Source organism: Variovorax paradoxus (assembly GCF_009755665.1).
GTDB classification, from domain to species: domain Bacteria; phylum Pseudomonadota; class Gammaproteobacteria; order Burkholderiales; family Burkholderiaceae_C; genus Variovorax; species Variovorax paradoxus_G.
Genome location: NZ_CP046622.1, coordinates 1,135,169 through 1,149,970, shown reverse-complemented (window position 1 = coordinate 1,149,970; position 14,802 = coordinate 1,135,169). Strand labels below are relative to the sequence as shown.

The following is a 14,802-nucleotide window of genomic DNA, read 5'->3' as shown; positions in this document are numbered from 1 at the left end:
GAATCAGTGTGAATGACGGGGAACGGCGGAGCCTCTGCAGCCCACCAGAAAATCGAAGTCGCAGCCTTCGTCGGCCTGCAGCACGTGGTTGACGTAGAGCTTCTGGTAGCCGCCGCCGCGCGTGCTCATGGGCTGTGCGTCTTTGCTCGAAAGCGAGGCCAGACGCGCCGCCAATTCTTCGTCGCTGATGTCCAGGTGCAACCGGCCTGCGTCGCAATCGAGCTCGATCCAGTCGCCGTCGCGCACCGCCGCGAGCGGCCCGCCGTCGGCCGCTTCGGGCGCCACGTGCAGCACCACCGTGCCGTAGGCGGTGCCGCTCATGCGGGCGTCCGAAATGCGCACCATGTCCTTCACGCCCTGGCGCAGCAGCTTGGGCGGCAGGCCCATGTTGCCGACTTCGGCCATGCCGGGATAGCCCTTGGGGCCGCAGTTCTTCATCACCATCACCGACGTGGCGTCGATCTCCAGGCTTTCATCGACGATGCGCTCCTTGTAGTGCTCGAGGTTCTCGAACACCACGGCGCGGCCACGGTGCTTCAGCAACTCGGGCGAGGCGGCCGAGGGCTTGAGCACTGCGCCGCGCGGCGACAGATTGCCGCGCAGGATGCGAATGCCGCCATCGGCAATCAACGGCTTGTCCAGCGGCCGGATCACTTCGTCGTCGAGGCTCGGCGCTTCGCGCACGTTGTCCCAGATCGATTGGCCGTTGACGGTGAGTGCGCCAGGGTGCGGCAGCAGGCCGGCTTCGCCAAGGCGCCGCAGCACCGCGGGCAGGCCGCCCGCGTAGTAGAACTCTTCCATCAGGAAGCGGCCGGAGGGCATCAGGTCCACGATGGTCGGCGTGTTGCTGCCGATGCGCGTCCAGTCCTCCAGTTCGAGGTCAACTCCGATGCGGCCCGCAATGGCTTTCAGGTGAATCACCGCGTTGGTGGAGCCGCCGATGGCCGCGTTGACGCGGATCGCATTCTCGAAAGCCTCGCGCGTGAGAATCTTCGAGAGCGTGAGCCCCTCCTTCGCCATTTCAACCGCGCGCATGCCCGACATCTGCGCAAGCACATAGCGGCGCGCGTCCACCGCCGGAATGGCCGCGTTGTGCGGCAGCGAAGTGCCCAGCGCCTCGGCCATGCAGGCCATGGTCGAGGCCGTGCCCATGGTGTTGCAGGTGCCCGCCGAGCGCGACATGCCGCCTTCGGCCGAAAGGAACTGGTGCAGGTTGATCTCTCCGGCTTTCAGCGACTCGTGCAGCTGCCACACGGCCGTGCCCGAGCCGATGTTCTTGCCTTCGAGCTTGCCGTTGAGCATGGGCCCGCCGGTGACGACGATGGCGGGAATGTCGCAGCTTGCAGCGCCCATCAGCAGTGCGGGCGTGGTCTTGTCGCAGCCCGTGAGCAGCACCACCGCATCGACCGGGTTGCCGCGAATGGCCTCTTCCACGTCCATGCTTGCGAGATTGCGCGTGAGCATGGCGGTAGGCCGCAGGTTCGATTCGCCGTTGGAGAACACCGGAAACTCGACCGGAAAGCCGCCCGCCTCGGAGATGCCGCGCTTCACATGCTCGGCAATCTTGCGGAAGTGGGCATTGCAAGGCGTGAGCTCGGACCATGTGTTGCAGATACCGATGATCGGGCGACCGTCGAACTCATGGTCCGGTATGCCCTGGTTCTTCATCCAGCTGCGGTACATGAAGCCGTTCTTGTCGGCCGAGCCGAACCATTCGGTCGAGCGAAGCTTCTTCTTGGGAGTTTGGTCCGGCATGCGGAAGTTTCCTGAAAGCGAGAGAAAAGAGAAAAAACAAGGAACGCGTCAGCGCCGTGGCGTACGCGAAGTGAAAAAGCGCTGCAGGAGGCAGAACACGAAGAGCAGCGCACCCACCACGATGCGCGTCCACCACGAGCTCAACGTGCCGTCGAAGGAAATCAGCGTCTGGATGATCCCGAGCATCAGCACACCGAAGAGCGTGCCCGCCACATAGCCCACCCCGCCTGTGAGCAGCGTACCGCCGATGACCACCGCCGCGATCGCATCGAGCTCCAGCCCCAGCGCATGCAGGCCGTAGCCCGAGAGCATGTAGAACGTGAAGATCACCCCCGCCAGCGCCGAGCAGAAGCCCGACAGCGTGTACACGCCAATGAGCGTGGAGCGCACTGGCAGGCCCATCAGCATGGCCGACTGTTCGCTGCCGCCAATGGCGTACACCGCGCGGCCGAAGGGCGTGCAATGCGCAATGAAAATCGCGGCCAGCAGCACCGCGACGGCGATCACCGCGCTGATCGACAGCGAAGCCTCGCCCCAGATGGGAATGCGGATCTGCGAGACCTCGGAGTAGAACTCGTTGGTGATGCTGATCGAATCGATGCTGATCAGGTAGCAAAGGCCGCGTGCCAGGAACATGCCCGCCAGCGTGACGATGAAGGGCTGCAGCCTGAAACGCTCGATGAGCAGGCCCATGAATGCGCCAAAGGCCGTGCCCATGGCCAGCACCAGCGGAATGACCACGGCGGGGCTCCAGCCGTGCTTCTCGACCAATGAGGCCGAGACCATCGTGGTGAGTGCAATCACCGAGCCCACCGAAAGATCGATGCCGCCCGAAAGAATCACGAAGGTCATGCCAACGGCCACGACGATCAGGAAGGCGTTGTCGATCAGCAGGTTCAGGAACACCTGCGCCGAGAAGAAGCCGTCGTAGAACACCGAGCCCAACGTGGCCATCAGCATGAACAGCGAAACGGTCGCCGTGAGCGGCAAGTACTTCGGATTGAGCCCCGCCCTGCCACCTCTCCCTCCTCCTCTCCCACTGGCGGGAGAGGGTTGGGGTGAGGGTGCAGTTTCGATCACCGCGCTCATGCCCGTCTCCCTTCATGCACCGGCCGCTGCACCAGCGCGCGAACCTCCGACCTGAATTCAGGCGACTGCAGCAGCATCACCGCAAACACCACGACGGCCTTGACGACGAGGTTGATCTCGGGCGGCACGCCCAGCGAGTAGATGGCATAGGTCAGCGTCTGGATGATCAGCGCGCCGATCACGCTGCCCATGAGGCTGAAGCGTCCGCCGGTGAGTGCGGTGCCGCCCAGGGTCACGGCTAGGATGGCATCGAGCTCCAGCAGCTGGCCCGCGTTGTTGCCGTCCGCGCTCTTGACGTTCGAACTGATCAAGAGGCCCGCAATGCCCGCGCAAACGCCGCAGAACGCATACGCTCCAACGATGAGCCGCCGCGCCTGCACGCCAGCCACCCGCGCCGCCGTCGGGTTGATGCCCACCGCCTGGATGAACAGGCCGAGTGCCGTGCGCGTGATGGCCAGGTACAGCAGCACGAACACGGCCGCCACGATGAACAGCGAGAACGGCAGGCCCAGCAGATAACCGCTGCCCAGGAAGAAAAAGGGCTTGTAGTAGATGGTGATGATCTGCCCGTCGGCAATGAGCTGCGCAATGCCGCGCCCCGCCACCATGAGAATCAGCGTCGCGATGATCGGCTGCATGCCGACCTTGGCCACAAGCAGGCCGTTCCACAGGCCGCACAGCAGAGCAACGCCAAGGGCGCCCAGGATGGCTAGCCACATGGGAAAGCGGCTCACGTCGCTGGCCACCGAGCCGCCGATCATCCAAGCCGCCACGGCCGCCGCAATGGCCACCACCGCGCCCACCGAGATGTCGATGCCGCGCGTGGCAATGACGAGCGTCATGCCCAGCGAGACCAGCACCAGCGGCGCCGCGCGGTTCACGATGTCGATCAGGCTGCCGTAGAGGTGGCCGTCCCGCCACTCGAGGTGCAGGAAGCTGGCGTTGAAGGCGGTGTTGACTGCCAGCAGGAGCAGCAGCGTGACGATGGGCCAAGCCAGGCGGTGGCGCATGAGCGATGAAAGGCGTGTCATGCTGTCGCTGCAATCATTTCGTAGACCTCGTCCTCGGTCGAGCCGCCCGGCAGCTCGCCCACCTTCTTGCGGTCCCGCAGCACCACGATGCGATGCGCCACGCGCACCACTTCGCTGATTTCGGAAGAGATGAAGACCACCGCCATGCCCGCGCGCGCAAGCCGAAGGATCTCTTCCATGATTTCCTGCTTGGCCGCCACGTCGATGCCGCGCGTCGGCTCATCGAGTATCAGCAGGCGCGGCTCGGTTGCGAGCCATCGCGCGATCATGGCTTTTTGCTGGTTGCCGCCAGAAAGCAGGCCAATGGGCGTTTCCACGCTCGCGGTCTTGATGCCCAGCGACGCTACAAAGCGCTCAGCCATCGCGGTCTGTTCGGCGTGCGGCAGAAAGCGCCGCGTGCCGAGCCGCGCCTGCAGCGCGAGGGCGATGTTCTCGCGCACGGACAGCTCGGCCACGATGCCGTCGGTCTTGCGCTCTTCGGGGCACAGTGCCAACCCTTCGCGAACGGCGTCCGCGGGGTTCGAGAAACTGACCGTCCGGCCGTCGATCTTCAGCACGCCGCGGTCGGGCGTTTCGAGCCCGAACAGCAGGCGCGCAAGTTCGGTGCGCCCGGCGCCCAGCAGGCCCGCAATGCCGACCACTTCGCCGGCACGCACGCGCAAATCGGTCGCCTGCAGTTGTCCGGCCTGCCCGAGGCCTTCCGCCTGCAGCAAGGCCGGCGCCGCTTCGTCGAACGCCGGCAGTGCAGCGGGCCGGGCGGACTGGGCCGCGAGTTCCCGCCCCAGCATCGCGGCGATCAGCGCCTGGGGTCCTAGATCGGCCGCGCGCCACTCACCCACCCAGCTGCCGTTGCGCAGCACGGTGATGCGGTCTGACACTGCATACATCTGGTTCAAAAAGTGGGTCACGAAGACGATGGCCAGTCCCTCGCCACGCAGGCGCCGCAGCACTTCGAACAGCTTCTCCACCTCGTCGTCGTCCAGGCTCGAAGTCGGCTCGTCGAGGATCAGCACCTTCGACGAGACGCCGAGCGCACGCGCAATGGCCACCAGCTGCTGCACCGCCACCGAGTAGCTCGACAGCAGCCGCGTCACGTCGATGTCGAGCCCGATGCGCGCCAGCAGTTCCGCGGCACGCCGGTTGACGGCCGCCCAGTCGATGCGAAAACCTTGCGCCGCGCCACAGCGCGGATAACGTCCCGCAAACACGTTCTCGGCCACCGAGAGGTTCGGGCACAGGTTCACCTCCTGGTAGACCGTGCTGATGCCCAGCTTCTGCGCTTCGAGCGGCGATGCGGGATGAATGGCTTGCCCGTCCAGGCGTATCTCCCCGGCGCTCGAAGGCAGCACGCCCGTGAGCACCTTGATCAGCGTCGACTTGCCCGCGCCGTTCTGTCCCATGAGCGCATGGATCTCGCCCGGATAGAGCCGCAGCTGCACGTCGCGCAGCACAGGAATGTCGCCAAACTGCTTGTGGATGCCCCGCAGTTCGAGCACGGGTGAAATGCTGCCGCCCGTCATGCGCTTACTTGTTCTTGTTGTAGACGTCGATGAACACCGCGGCCAGCAACACCAGGCCCTTGATCACCTGCTGGTAGTCGATGCCGATGCCCAGGATCGACATGCCGTTGTTCATCACGCCCATGATGAAGGCGCCGATCACCGCGCCCATCACCCGGCCCACGCCGCCCGAGGCCGAGGCTCCGCCGATGAAGCAGGCCGCGATCACGTCGAGTTCGAAACCGAGGCCAGCCTTGGGCGTAGCGGTGTTGAGCCGCGCCGCAAACACCAGGCCCGCAAGCGCTGCCAGGGCCCCCATGTTCACGAAGGTGAGAAAAGCAAGCCGCTGCGTCTTCACGCCGGAAAGCCGCGCAGCCTTCTCGTTGCCGCCCAGCGCGTAGATGCGCCGGCCGATGGTGGTGCGGTTGGTGACGAAGTCGTACACCACGATGAGCACCGCCATCACGATCAGCACATTGGGCAGGCCCTTGTAGGTCGAGAGCAGGTAGCTGAAGAACAGGATGATGGCCGCGAAGAACAGGTTCTTCACCAGGAAGAACACATAGGGCTCCGTTTCCATTCCGTGCGCCGCGAGCTTGGCGCGCCCGCGCAGCTTGAAGAACACCAGCGCCGCCGCGGCCAGCGCGCCCACCACCAGCGAGGTGGTGCGCAACGTGTCGCCACCCAGCGGATCGGGAATGAAGCCCGAACTCAGCCGCTGGAACTCGACCGGAAACGGCCCGACCGACTGCCCCGCCAGCAGCGCCAGCGTGAGCCCCTTGAACACCAGCATGCCCGCAAGCGTGACGATGAACGACGGAATCTTGCGGAACGCGACAAACCAACCCTGCGCCGCGCCGATGACCGCGCCCGCCGCAATGCTGATGAGGGCCGTGGGCACAAAGTGCCATTCATACTCGACCATCAGCACCGCCGCCAGCGCGCCGATAAAGCCGCAGACCGAGCCCACCGACAGGTCGATGTGCCCCGCCACGATCACCAGCAGCATGCCGAGCGCCATGATGACGACGTAGCTGTTCTGCAGCAGCAGGTTGGTGAGGTTCAGCGGCCGCAGCAGCGTGCCGTCGGTCAGCACCTGGAACAGCACCATGATCGCGACCAGCGAGATCAGCATGCCGTATTCGCGCAGGTTGTTCTTCAGGAAGCCGGCGTGCAGCTTCGGGGCAGCCTCTGCAATGGGGACTGCGGCATTCACCGCGTTGACTTCAGGCTGCGACATGGACGGAACTCCCCGCGCTCACGATGGCGTGCATGATGCGTTCCTGCGAAGCTTCAGCCGCTGTAAATTCGGCCACGAAGCGGCCCTCGTTCATCACATAGATGCGATCGCACATGCCCAGCAGTTCCGGCAGTTCGGAAGAAATCATGAGAATGCCTTTGCCCTCGCTCGCGAGCTGGTCGATGATGGTGTAGATCTCATATTTGGCGCCCACGTCGATGCCGCGCGTGGGCTCGTCGAGGATCAGGAGTTCGGGTTTTGTAAAGAGCCACTTGCTGAGCACCACCTTCTGCTGGTTGCCGCCCGACAGGTTGACCACCAGCTGCTCCACGCCCGAAGACCGGATGTTGAGCGCCTTGCGGTAGTCGCTGGCCACCTTGAATTCGCGTGCGTCGTCGATCACCATCGAACTCGACACCGCCTCCAGGTTGGCCAGGCTCACGTTCTTCTGGATGTTTTCTTCCAGCACCAATCCCAGGCCCTTGCGGTCCTCGGTGACATAGGCAATGCCCTGGTCGATGGCCTTGCGCACGGTGCCCACGTCCACCGGCTGGCCGTGCATCAGCACCGTGCCGCTGATGCGCTGGCCGTAGGACTTGCCGAACACGCTCATTGCAAGCTCGGTACGGCCCGCGCCCATGAGGCCTGCAATGCCGACGATTTCGCCTTGGCGCACATGCAGGTTCACACCCTTGATCTGCTCTCGGTCGGCATGCAGCGCGTGGTGCACGCGCCAGTCGCGCACTTCGAAAACGGTGTCGCCGATCTTCGGATGGCGCTGCGGATAGCGGTGCGCCATGTCGCGGCCGACCATGCCGCGGATGATGCGGTCCTCGCTGATCGGCTGGTTGCGGCAGTCCATGGTTTCCACCGTGGCGCCGTCGCGCAGCACGGTGATCGAATCGGCCACCTTCGCGATCTCGTTCAGCTTGTGCGAGATAAGGATCGACGCAATGCCCTGGCGCTTCAGTTCGAGCAGCAGCATCAGCAAGGCATCGCTGTCGTTCTCGTTGAGGCTGGCGGTGGGCTCATCCAGAATCAGCAGCTTCACCTCCTTGGCCAACGCCTTGGCAATCTCTACCAGCTGCTGCTTGCCCACACCCAGGTCGGTCACCAGCGTGGTGGGCGGCTCTTTCAAGCCCACCTTGGCAAGCAGCTCGCGCGTCTTGGCATAGGCGGCAAACCAGTCGATCACGCCGCCGCTCGCAATCTCGTTGCCGAGAAAGATGTTCTCGGCGATGGACAGCAGCGGCACCAGCGCCAGCTCCTGGTGAATGATGATGATGCCGAGCTTCTCGCTGTCCGCAATGCTCTTGAAGCGGCGCAGCTCGCCCTCGAAGTGGATCTCCCCGGTGTACGAGTCGCACGGGTAGACGCCGCTCAGCACCTTCATGAGCGTCGACTTGCCCGCGCCGTTCTCGCCGACCACCGCATGGATCTCGCCCGCGCGCACCGCCAGGTTGACATTGCTCAGCGCCTTCACGCCGGGAAACGTCTTGGTGATGCCGCGCATCTCGAGGATGCTGCGCGAGTCTGCTTCCATGCCGCTTCTCACTTGACCTGGCTTTCCTTGTAGTAGCCGCTGTCGACCAGCACCTGCTTCCAGTTGCCGCCATCCACGCTCACGGGCTTGAGCAGGTATGAGGGCACCACTTTCACGCCGTTGTTGTAGGTCTTGGTGTCATTCACTTCAGGCGTCTTGCCGGAGAGCATGGCGTCCACCATGGCCACGGTCACCTTGGCCAGCTCGCGGGTGTCCTTGAACACGGTCGAGGTCTGCTCCTTGCGCAGGATCGACTTGACCGAAGGAATCTCCGCGTCCTGGCCCGAGACGATCGGCATCGGCTGCGAAGCCGAGCCGTAGCCCACGCCCTTGAGCGACGAGAGAATGCCGATCGACAAGCCGTCGTACGGCGACAGCACCGCATCGACGCGGTCCTTGGTGTAGTAGGCCGACAGCAGGTTGTCCATGCGCGCCTGCGCCACCGCGCCATCCCAGCGCAGCGTGCCGACCTTTTCCATGCCCATCTGCTTGCTGCGCACCACCAGCTTGCCGCTCTTGATGTACGGATCGAGCACCGACATGGCGCCGTTGTAGAAGAAGAAGGCGTTGTTGTCGTCCGGCGAGCCGCCGAAGAGCTCGATGTTGAACGGGCCCTTGCCGCTCTTCAGGCCGAGCGCCGCCTCGATGGACTGCGCCTGCAGCACGCCCACCTGGAAGTTGTCGAAGGTGGCGTAGTAGTCGACGTTCTTCGAGCCCTTGATGAGCCGGTCGTACGCGATGACCTTCACGCCCTTGTCGGCTGCTTTCTGCAGCACGTCGGACAGCGTGGTGCCGTCGATGGCCGCGATCACCAGCACCTTCGAGCCCTTGGTGACCATGTTCTCGATCTGCGCGAGCTGGTTCGGAATGTCGTCGTCCGCGTACTGCAGGTCGGTCTTGTAGCCCTTCTCCTTGAAGTACTTGACCATGTTGGCGCCGTCCGCGATCCAGCGGGCCGACGACTTGGTGGGCATCGAGATGGCGATCGGGCCCTTGTCCTGCGCATGCGCGAGCGGAGCGATGCCGGCGACGGCCAGCGCGAGGCCTGCGAGCGAGGCCTTGAGGAAGTTGCGTTTCATGTTGTGGTCCGTTTTTTCAATGGGTACTGTCTTTTCCAGGGGCACCGCGGAACCGGCTTGGCCGGGCCGCTGGTGCCGCCCCCGGTGAGGGGGTTGGCGCAGCGACACGAAGTGCGCGAAGACTGGGGGAGAGCTCAATATTTGCGATTGGGGAATTCTTTGGCGGCGACTTCCATCGGGAAGATCGTCTCTTCGGTCACGATGCGCTTGGGCAGCTGCTTGCCGGCCTTGATGTCTTTCACGGCGCTCATCAGCTGCGGGCCGAGCAGCGGGCTGCATTCGACCGACACGTTGAGCTTGCCGGCGATCATGGCTTCGAAAGCGCCCTTGACGGCGTCGATCGAGATGATCGTGATGTCCTTGGCCGGCTTCAGGCCTGCTTCCTCGATAGCCTGGATGGCGCCGATGGCCATGTCGTCGTTGTGCGCATACAGCACGTTGATCTTCTTGCCCTCGGCCTTGAGGAAGGCCTCCATCACTTCCTTGCCCTTGGCGCGCGTGAAGTCGCCGGTTTGCGAGCGCACGATCTTGAACTTGGGATCGGCCTTGATGATTTCCTCGAAGCCCTTCTTGCGGTCGATGGCCGGTGCCGAGCCCACGGTGCCCTGCAGCTCGACGATGTTCACGTCGCCCTTTTGGTCTTTCATTTTCTCGACCAGCCAGCGGCCGGCCTTGCGGCCTTCCTCGACGAAGTCGGAGCCCATGAAGGTGACGTAAAGCGAGTCGTCCTTGGTGTTGACCGAGCGGTCGGTCAGCACCACCGGAATCTTTGCGGCCTTGGCTTCGCGCAGCACGGTTTCCCAGCCCGATTCGACCACCGGCGAGAAGGCGATCACGTCCACCTTCTGCGCAATGAACGAGCGGATCGCCTTGATCTGGTTTTCCTGCTTCTGCTGCGCGTCGGAGAACTTGAGCTCGATGCCCGCCTCCTTGGCGGAAGACTTGATCGATTCGGTGTTGGCGGTGCGCCATTCGCTCTCGGCGCCAACCTGGCTGAAGCCCAGCACGATTTTTTTCTGCGCCAGTGCCGTGGCAGGCAGAAGCCCGCCGAGCGAAGCTGCGGCGAGCGCGATATTGAGGGTGCGGCGATTGAGTTTCATGGCTTGTCTCCTTCTTTCTAAGTGCTTGTTGAAAACCGTCCGTGGTGGTCAGGCCCGCATGAAGCCGGTCTTGACCGTCGTGTAGAACTCCGCGGCGTGGCGCCCTTGTTCGCGCGGCCCGTAGCCCGACCCCTTGCGGCCGCCGAAGGGCACGTGGAAGTCCACCCCCGCGGTCGGCAGATTGACCATCGTCATGCCGACTTCGGCATGGCGCCTGAAATGCATCGCGTGCTTGAGCGAGTTGGTGCAGATGCCCGCGCTCAGGCCCGAGGGCGTGTCGTTGCACAGCGCCAGCGCCTCGTCGTAGTCGGCGGCGCGCAGCACGCAGGCCACCGGACCGAAGATTTCCTCCCGCGCGATGCGGTGTTGCGGCTTGGCCAAGAAGAGCGCCGGGCTCATGTAGTGGCCGGCCGTGGCGCGCTTGAGCGGCTCGCCGCCCCACACATGCTCGGCACCTTCTTCTTTCGCGATTTCGACCCAGGCCAGGCTGCGCGCAAGCCGCTCTTCATCGACCATGGGCCCGATGTCCACGCCGCGCTCCAGCGCGTGGCCGATCTTCAGCGTCTTGAGCCGCTGGTGCAGCCGCGCGACGAAGACGTCGTGCACGGCGGCCTCGACGATGAGCCGGCTCGACGCCGTGCAGCGCTGCCCGTTCGAAAAGTAGGCGCCTTGCACCGCGCAATCGACCGCGTGGTCGATGTCGGCATCGGCCAGTACGACCAGGGCGTTCTTGCCGCCCATCTCGAGCTGCACCTTGGCGCGCCGCGCAGCAGCCGCCTGGAGAATGCGCTCGCCATTGCGCGCCGAGCCGGTGAAGCTCACCGCATCCACCAGCGGGCTGTCGACCAGCGCCTGGCCCGCCTCGCGGCCGCTGCCCATCACCAGGTTGAAAACACCTGCCGGCAATGCGGCGCGGCTGATGATTTCGGCCAGCGTCCAGCCGCAGGCCGGCACCAGCTCGGCCGGCTTGAAGACCACGCTGTTGCCATGCGCGAGCGCCGGCGCAATCTTGGTGGCGGGCACCGCGAGCGGCGAGTTCCACGGCGTGATGAGTCCCGCCACGCCCACCGGCTCACGCGTGACGTCGACCTGCACCCCCGCGCGCAGCGAGGCCATGTTTTCGCCGCCGCCGCGCATGGCCTCGCCCGCGAAGAACTTGAAGGTCTGCCCGGCGCGCGTGGCTTCCGCCACGGCTTCCGGCAAGGTCTTGCCGACCTCGCGTGCCAGCAGCAGGCCGAGTTCGTCCCGGCGCGCCAGGAGCTCGGTGCCGATGCGGTCGAGCACGTCGGCCCTGCGCTGCGGGGTGCTGTGGCTCCAGTGCGGAAAGGCGTCGGCAGCCGCGCGGATCGCGAACTCGACCTGGCGGCGATCGGCGCGCGCGTACTCGGCCACCACTTCGCTGGTGTCCGATGGATTGGCGCTCACACCCGTGGTCGCGCTGGTTTCCCAGCGGCCGTTGATGTATTGCCGCACGCTCTGATGAAGCTCGCCGTGGATCACCTAGCTTCTGCCTCTCGTTTTCTTGAAGTGCCGCGAGTCTAGAAACAGAATTGATATCAATCCAATCATTTTTTCGACAAAATGCATATCAATCGCGGGATTCTGGAAAACCCGGCAGCCCAAAGTTTCAATAACAAATGACCAACTACAACCACTGGTTCATCCGTGCCCGCCTCAAGACGAGGCAGCTGCTTTTGCTGGTGGCCCTGGCGGAGGAAGGCAACATCCACCGTGCGGCGCAGGTGCTCAACATGACGCAGCCTGCAGCGTCCAAGCTGCTGAAGGACCTGGAAGACGTGCTGGAGGTGCCGCTGTTCGACCGCCTGCCGCGCGGTATGCGCCCGACCTGGTACGGCGAAACCATGATCCGCCATGCCCGCGTGGCGCTGGCCAGCCTGAACCAGGCGCACGACGAGCTCACCGCGCTGAAGGCGGGCCGCTTCGGCCAGGTGGGCGTGGGCGCCATCACCGCGCCGGGCCTCACGCTGATGCCGCCCGCGGTGGCCATGGTGAAGCGCGAACAGCCCGACCTGCGCGTGTCGCTCGAGATCGAGACCAGCGCGGTGCTGATCGACCGGCTCGAGCAGGGCAAGCTCGACATCCTGGTGGCGCGGCTGTTCGCCGAGCACGACAAGTCGCAGCTGCGCTACGAGGCGCTGGCCGAGGAGCCGGTGTGCGCGCTGGTGCGCCCCGGCCATCCGCTGCTGGGCATGAGCAGCCTCACGCTGCGCGACGTGGTGGGCGCCGGCTGGATCGTGCCGCCCGCGGGCAGCGTGCTGCGCCACCGCTTCGAGCTGATGTTCCAGGAGGAAGGCCTTTCGCCGCCGGGCAACATCATCGAAAGCTCGGCCCTGCTCTTCATCACGCGCATGCTGCAGCAAAGCGACATGGTCGCCGTGCTCGCCAGCGACGTGGCGCGCTATTACGCGGCGCACGGCATCGTGTCGCTGCTGCCGCTGGACATGCCCTGCCACATGGACGCCTTCGGCATCATCACGCGCACCGACCGGCTGCTCTCGCCCGCGGCCAAGGTGATGATGAAGGCGCTGAAGACCGCGAGCTTCAGCGTCTACGGCCGCAAGCTCGAGATGGACTGATCAGGTCCAGCCCGCGTCCACCGTGAACTCCTGCGCGGTGCACATCTTCGCGTCGTCCGACGCGAGGAACAGCACCATGCGCGCGATGTCCTCGGGCATGAGCTTGTCGGGCAGGCACTGATTGCGCTTGAGCGCCTGCTCGCCCTCGTCGTCGAGCCAGAGCTTCACCTGCCGGTCGGTCATCACCCAGCCGGGCGACACGGTGTTGATGCGGATGCGGTCGCGGCCCAGGTCGGCCGCCAGGCCGCGCGTGAGGCCGTTGACCGACGACTTGGCAATGGCATAGCACGGGTAGCCCGAGCCCTTGGTCTGCCAGCCCGTCGAGCCCAGGTTGACCACCGAGCCGAAGCCCAGCCGCCGCATGCCCGGCACCACCGATTGAATGGCGAACAGCGCGGGCCGCTCGTTGATGGCCATGCGGTTGTCGTAGTAGTCGGGCGTGACCGACTCCAGCGTGTGGCGGTCGTCGCTCGCCACGTTGTTGACCAGCACGGCAAAGTCGCCGAGCTCGGCGGCTGCGTCGGCAATGGCCTTCTGCATGGCGCCAATGTCGCGCACGTCGCAGGCGCGCCACCACGGCGCCGCATGGCCTTCATCGGCGATCCGTTGCGCGAGCGCCGCACTGGCGCCTTCGGCAATGTCGATGAACGCCACGCGTGCGCCCTGCGCCGCAAAGGCGGCAACAATGGCCGCGCCAATACCGCTGCCGCCGCCGGTGACGAACACGGCGCGCCCCTTCAGGCTGGGGTGAATCGATAACTTCGGGGAATCCGTCAAGGTGTGTGTCTCCAGGCTTGGCTATGACATTGCAAAATCAATATCGATTAATGCCATAAACTTTGATTTCTATTATCAATATGCCTTGATACGATCCGCCGCGTCAAGGACCCGAGACAACGAAGGCGCAAAAACAAATGACCCAGAACGGCAGCACATCCACGCCCGCACCCCTCGGTGCGCCAACCATCCTCGGCCAGCCCGAATGCCTGTGGCGGGCGGAGGCCACGCTCGGCGAGGGCACGCTGTGGTCGCCGCGCGAACGGGCTCTCTACTGGATCGACATCCTCGGATGCCGCCTGTACCGCTACGACCCGCGAAGCGGCGCGCGCCGCAGCTGGCAGTTCGATGAAGAGATCACCGCACTGGCCGAACGCGCGGGCGCGCCGGGGCTGATCGTCACCATGCGCCGCGGCTTCGCCCTGTTCGACCCCGCACTCGATGTGCCGCCGCGCTACCTGCACCAGCCCGAATCCGACCGGCCCGGCAACCGCTTCAACGACGGCAAGTGCGACAGCAAGGGCCGCTTCTGGGGCGGCACCATGGACTTCGACTGCGTGGCGCCGACCGGTGCGCTCTACCGCTTCGATGCCGACAGCCGCTGCACGCGCCACGACGACGGCTTTGCAGTCACCAACGGCCCCGCGTGGTCGCTCGACGAGCGCACGATGTATTTCAACGCCACGGTCGAAGGCTGCGTGTATGCGTATGACTTCGACAGCGAAGCCGGCACCGTGAGCAACAAGCGGGTGTGGCTGCGCTTTGCGGATGGCGACGGCCTGCCCGACGGCATGACGACCGACGCGGCCGGCCGGCTGTGGATTGCGCGCTGGGGCGGCCATTGCGTGAGCTGCCATGACCCGGTGAGCGGCGCCGAGCTGTGCCGCATCGAGCTGCCCGCGAGCAACGTCACCGACTGCGCGTTCGGCGGCGACGACATGTGCACGCTCTACATCACCACCGCGCGCAGCGGGCTCACGGCCAAGCAGATCGAAGCGGAGCCACTGGCCGGCGCGCTGTTTTCGGTTCGCATCGGGAGCCCCGGCCTGCCCGCCGCGGAGTTCGGCGCGGCAGTGGTCAACAGCTAGCTAG

The 14,802-nt window shown here is 65.0% G+C and carries 12 protein-coding genes; 2 read left to right on the top strand and 10 right to left on the bottom strand.

Features of this window, described 5'->3' with window-relative positions:
• Positions 1–3: 3 nt before the first annotated feature.
• The 9 genes from GOQ09_RS05305 to GOQ09_RS05265 all read right to left on the bottom strand — a co-directional run bounded on the left by GOQ09_RS05305 (position 4) and on the right by GOQ09_RS05265 (position 11,836).
• A complete protein-coding gene (locus tag GOQ09_RS05305) occupies positions 4–1,755 on the bottom strand; it encodes an IlvD/Edd family dehydratase (protein WP_157612288.1) in 1,752 nt (583 codons plus the stop codon).
• Between the two features lie 48 nt (positions 1,756–1,803).
• Positions 1,804–2,844, bottom strand: a complete 1,041-nt coding sequence (gene yjfF, locus GOQ09_RS05300; protein ID WP_157612286.1) for a galactofuranose ABC transporter, permease protein YjfF — start codon at positions 2,842–2,844, stop codon at positions 1,804–1,806.
• Positions 2,841–3,875, bottom strand: coding sequence for an ABC transporter permease (locus GOQ09_RS05295; RefSeq protein WP_157612284.1), 1,035 nt, complete (start codon positions 3,873–3,875; stop codon positions 2,841–2,843). Before GOQ09_RS05295 ends, yjfF begins: the two co-directional genes overlap by 4 nt.
• Positions 3,872–5,395, bottom strand: coding sequence for a sugar ABC transporter ATP-binding protein (locus tag GOQ09_RS05290; protein ID WP_157612282.1), 1,524 nt, complete (start codon positions 5,393–5,395; stop codon positions 3,872–3,874). Before GOQ09_RS05290 ends, GOQ09_RS05295 begins: the two co-directional genes overlap by 4 nt.
• Positions 5,396–5,399: 4 nt before the next feature.
• A complete protein-coding gene (mmsB, locus tag GOQ09_RS05285; protein ID WP_157612280.1) occupies positions 5,400–6,614 on the bottom strand; it encodes a multiple monosaccharide ABC transporter permease in 1,215 nt (404 codons plus the stop codon).
• The gene (mmsA, locus tag GOQ09_RS05280; protein WP_157612278.1) at positions 6,601–8,157 is read right to left on the bottom strand and encodes a multiple monosaccharide ABC transporter ATP-binding protein; all 1,557 of its coding nucleotides are present in this window, start codon (positions 8,155–8,157) and stop codon (positions 6,601–6,603) included. The genes mmsB and mmsA overlap by 14 nt, the downstream gene beginning before the upstream one ends.
• A gap of 8 nt (positions 8,158–8,165) precedes the next feature.
• Positions 8,166–9,236: a multiple monosaccharide ABC transporter substrate-binding protein gene (chvE, locus tag GOQ09_RS05275; RefSeq protein WP_157612276.1), complete on the bottom strand. Its 1,071-nt coding sequence runs from the start codon at positions 9,234–9,236 to the stop codon at positions 8,166–8,168.
• A gap of 134 nt (positions 9,237–9,370) precedes the next feature.
• Positions 9,371–10,336 (bottom strand): ABC transporter substrate-binding protein, encoded by a 966-nt coding sequence (locus GOQ09_RS05270; protein WP_157612274.1) that lies wholly within the window; start codon positions 10,334–10,336, stop codon positions 9,371–9,373.
• A gap of 48 nt (positions 10,337–10,384) precedes the next feature.
• A complete protein-coding gene (locus GOQ09_RS05265) occupies positions 10,385–11,836 on the bottom strand; it encodes an aldehyde dehydrogenase family protein (RefSeq protein WP_157612272.1) in 1,452 nt (483 codons plus the stop codon).
• A gap of 137 nt (positions 11,837–11,973) precedes the next feature.
• Between GOQ09_RS05265 and GOQ09_RS05260 the strand changes: the two genes are divergently transcribed.
• The gene (locus GOQ09_RS05260) at positions 11,974–12,933 is read left to right on the top strand and encodes a LysR family transcriptional regulator (protein WP_126745424.1); all 960 of its coding nucleotides are present in this window, start codon (positions 11,974–11,976) and stop codon (positions 12,931–12,933) included.
• Here the strand turns inward: GOQ09_RS05260 and GOQ09_RS05255 are convergent, their stop codons facing one another.
• Positions 12,934–13,710, bottom strand: a complete 777-nt coding sequence (locus GOQ09_RS05255; RefSeq protein ID WP_157612270.1) for an SDR family NAD(P)-dependent oxidoreductase — start codon at positions 13,708–13,710, stop codon at positions 12,934–12,936.
• Between the two features lie 137 nt (positions 13,711–13,847).
• Here GOQ09_RS05255 and GOQ09_RS05250 point away from each other — a divergent pair, with 137 nt between their 5' ends.
• Complete coding sequence (locus GOQ09_RS05250; protein WP_157612269.1) at positions 13,848–14,798, top strand: SMP-30/gluconolactonase/LRE family protein; 951 nt, start codon at positions 13,848–13,850, stop codon at positions 14,796–14,798.
• The last annotated feature ends 4 nt before the right edge of the window (positions 14,799–14,802 follow it).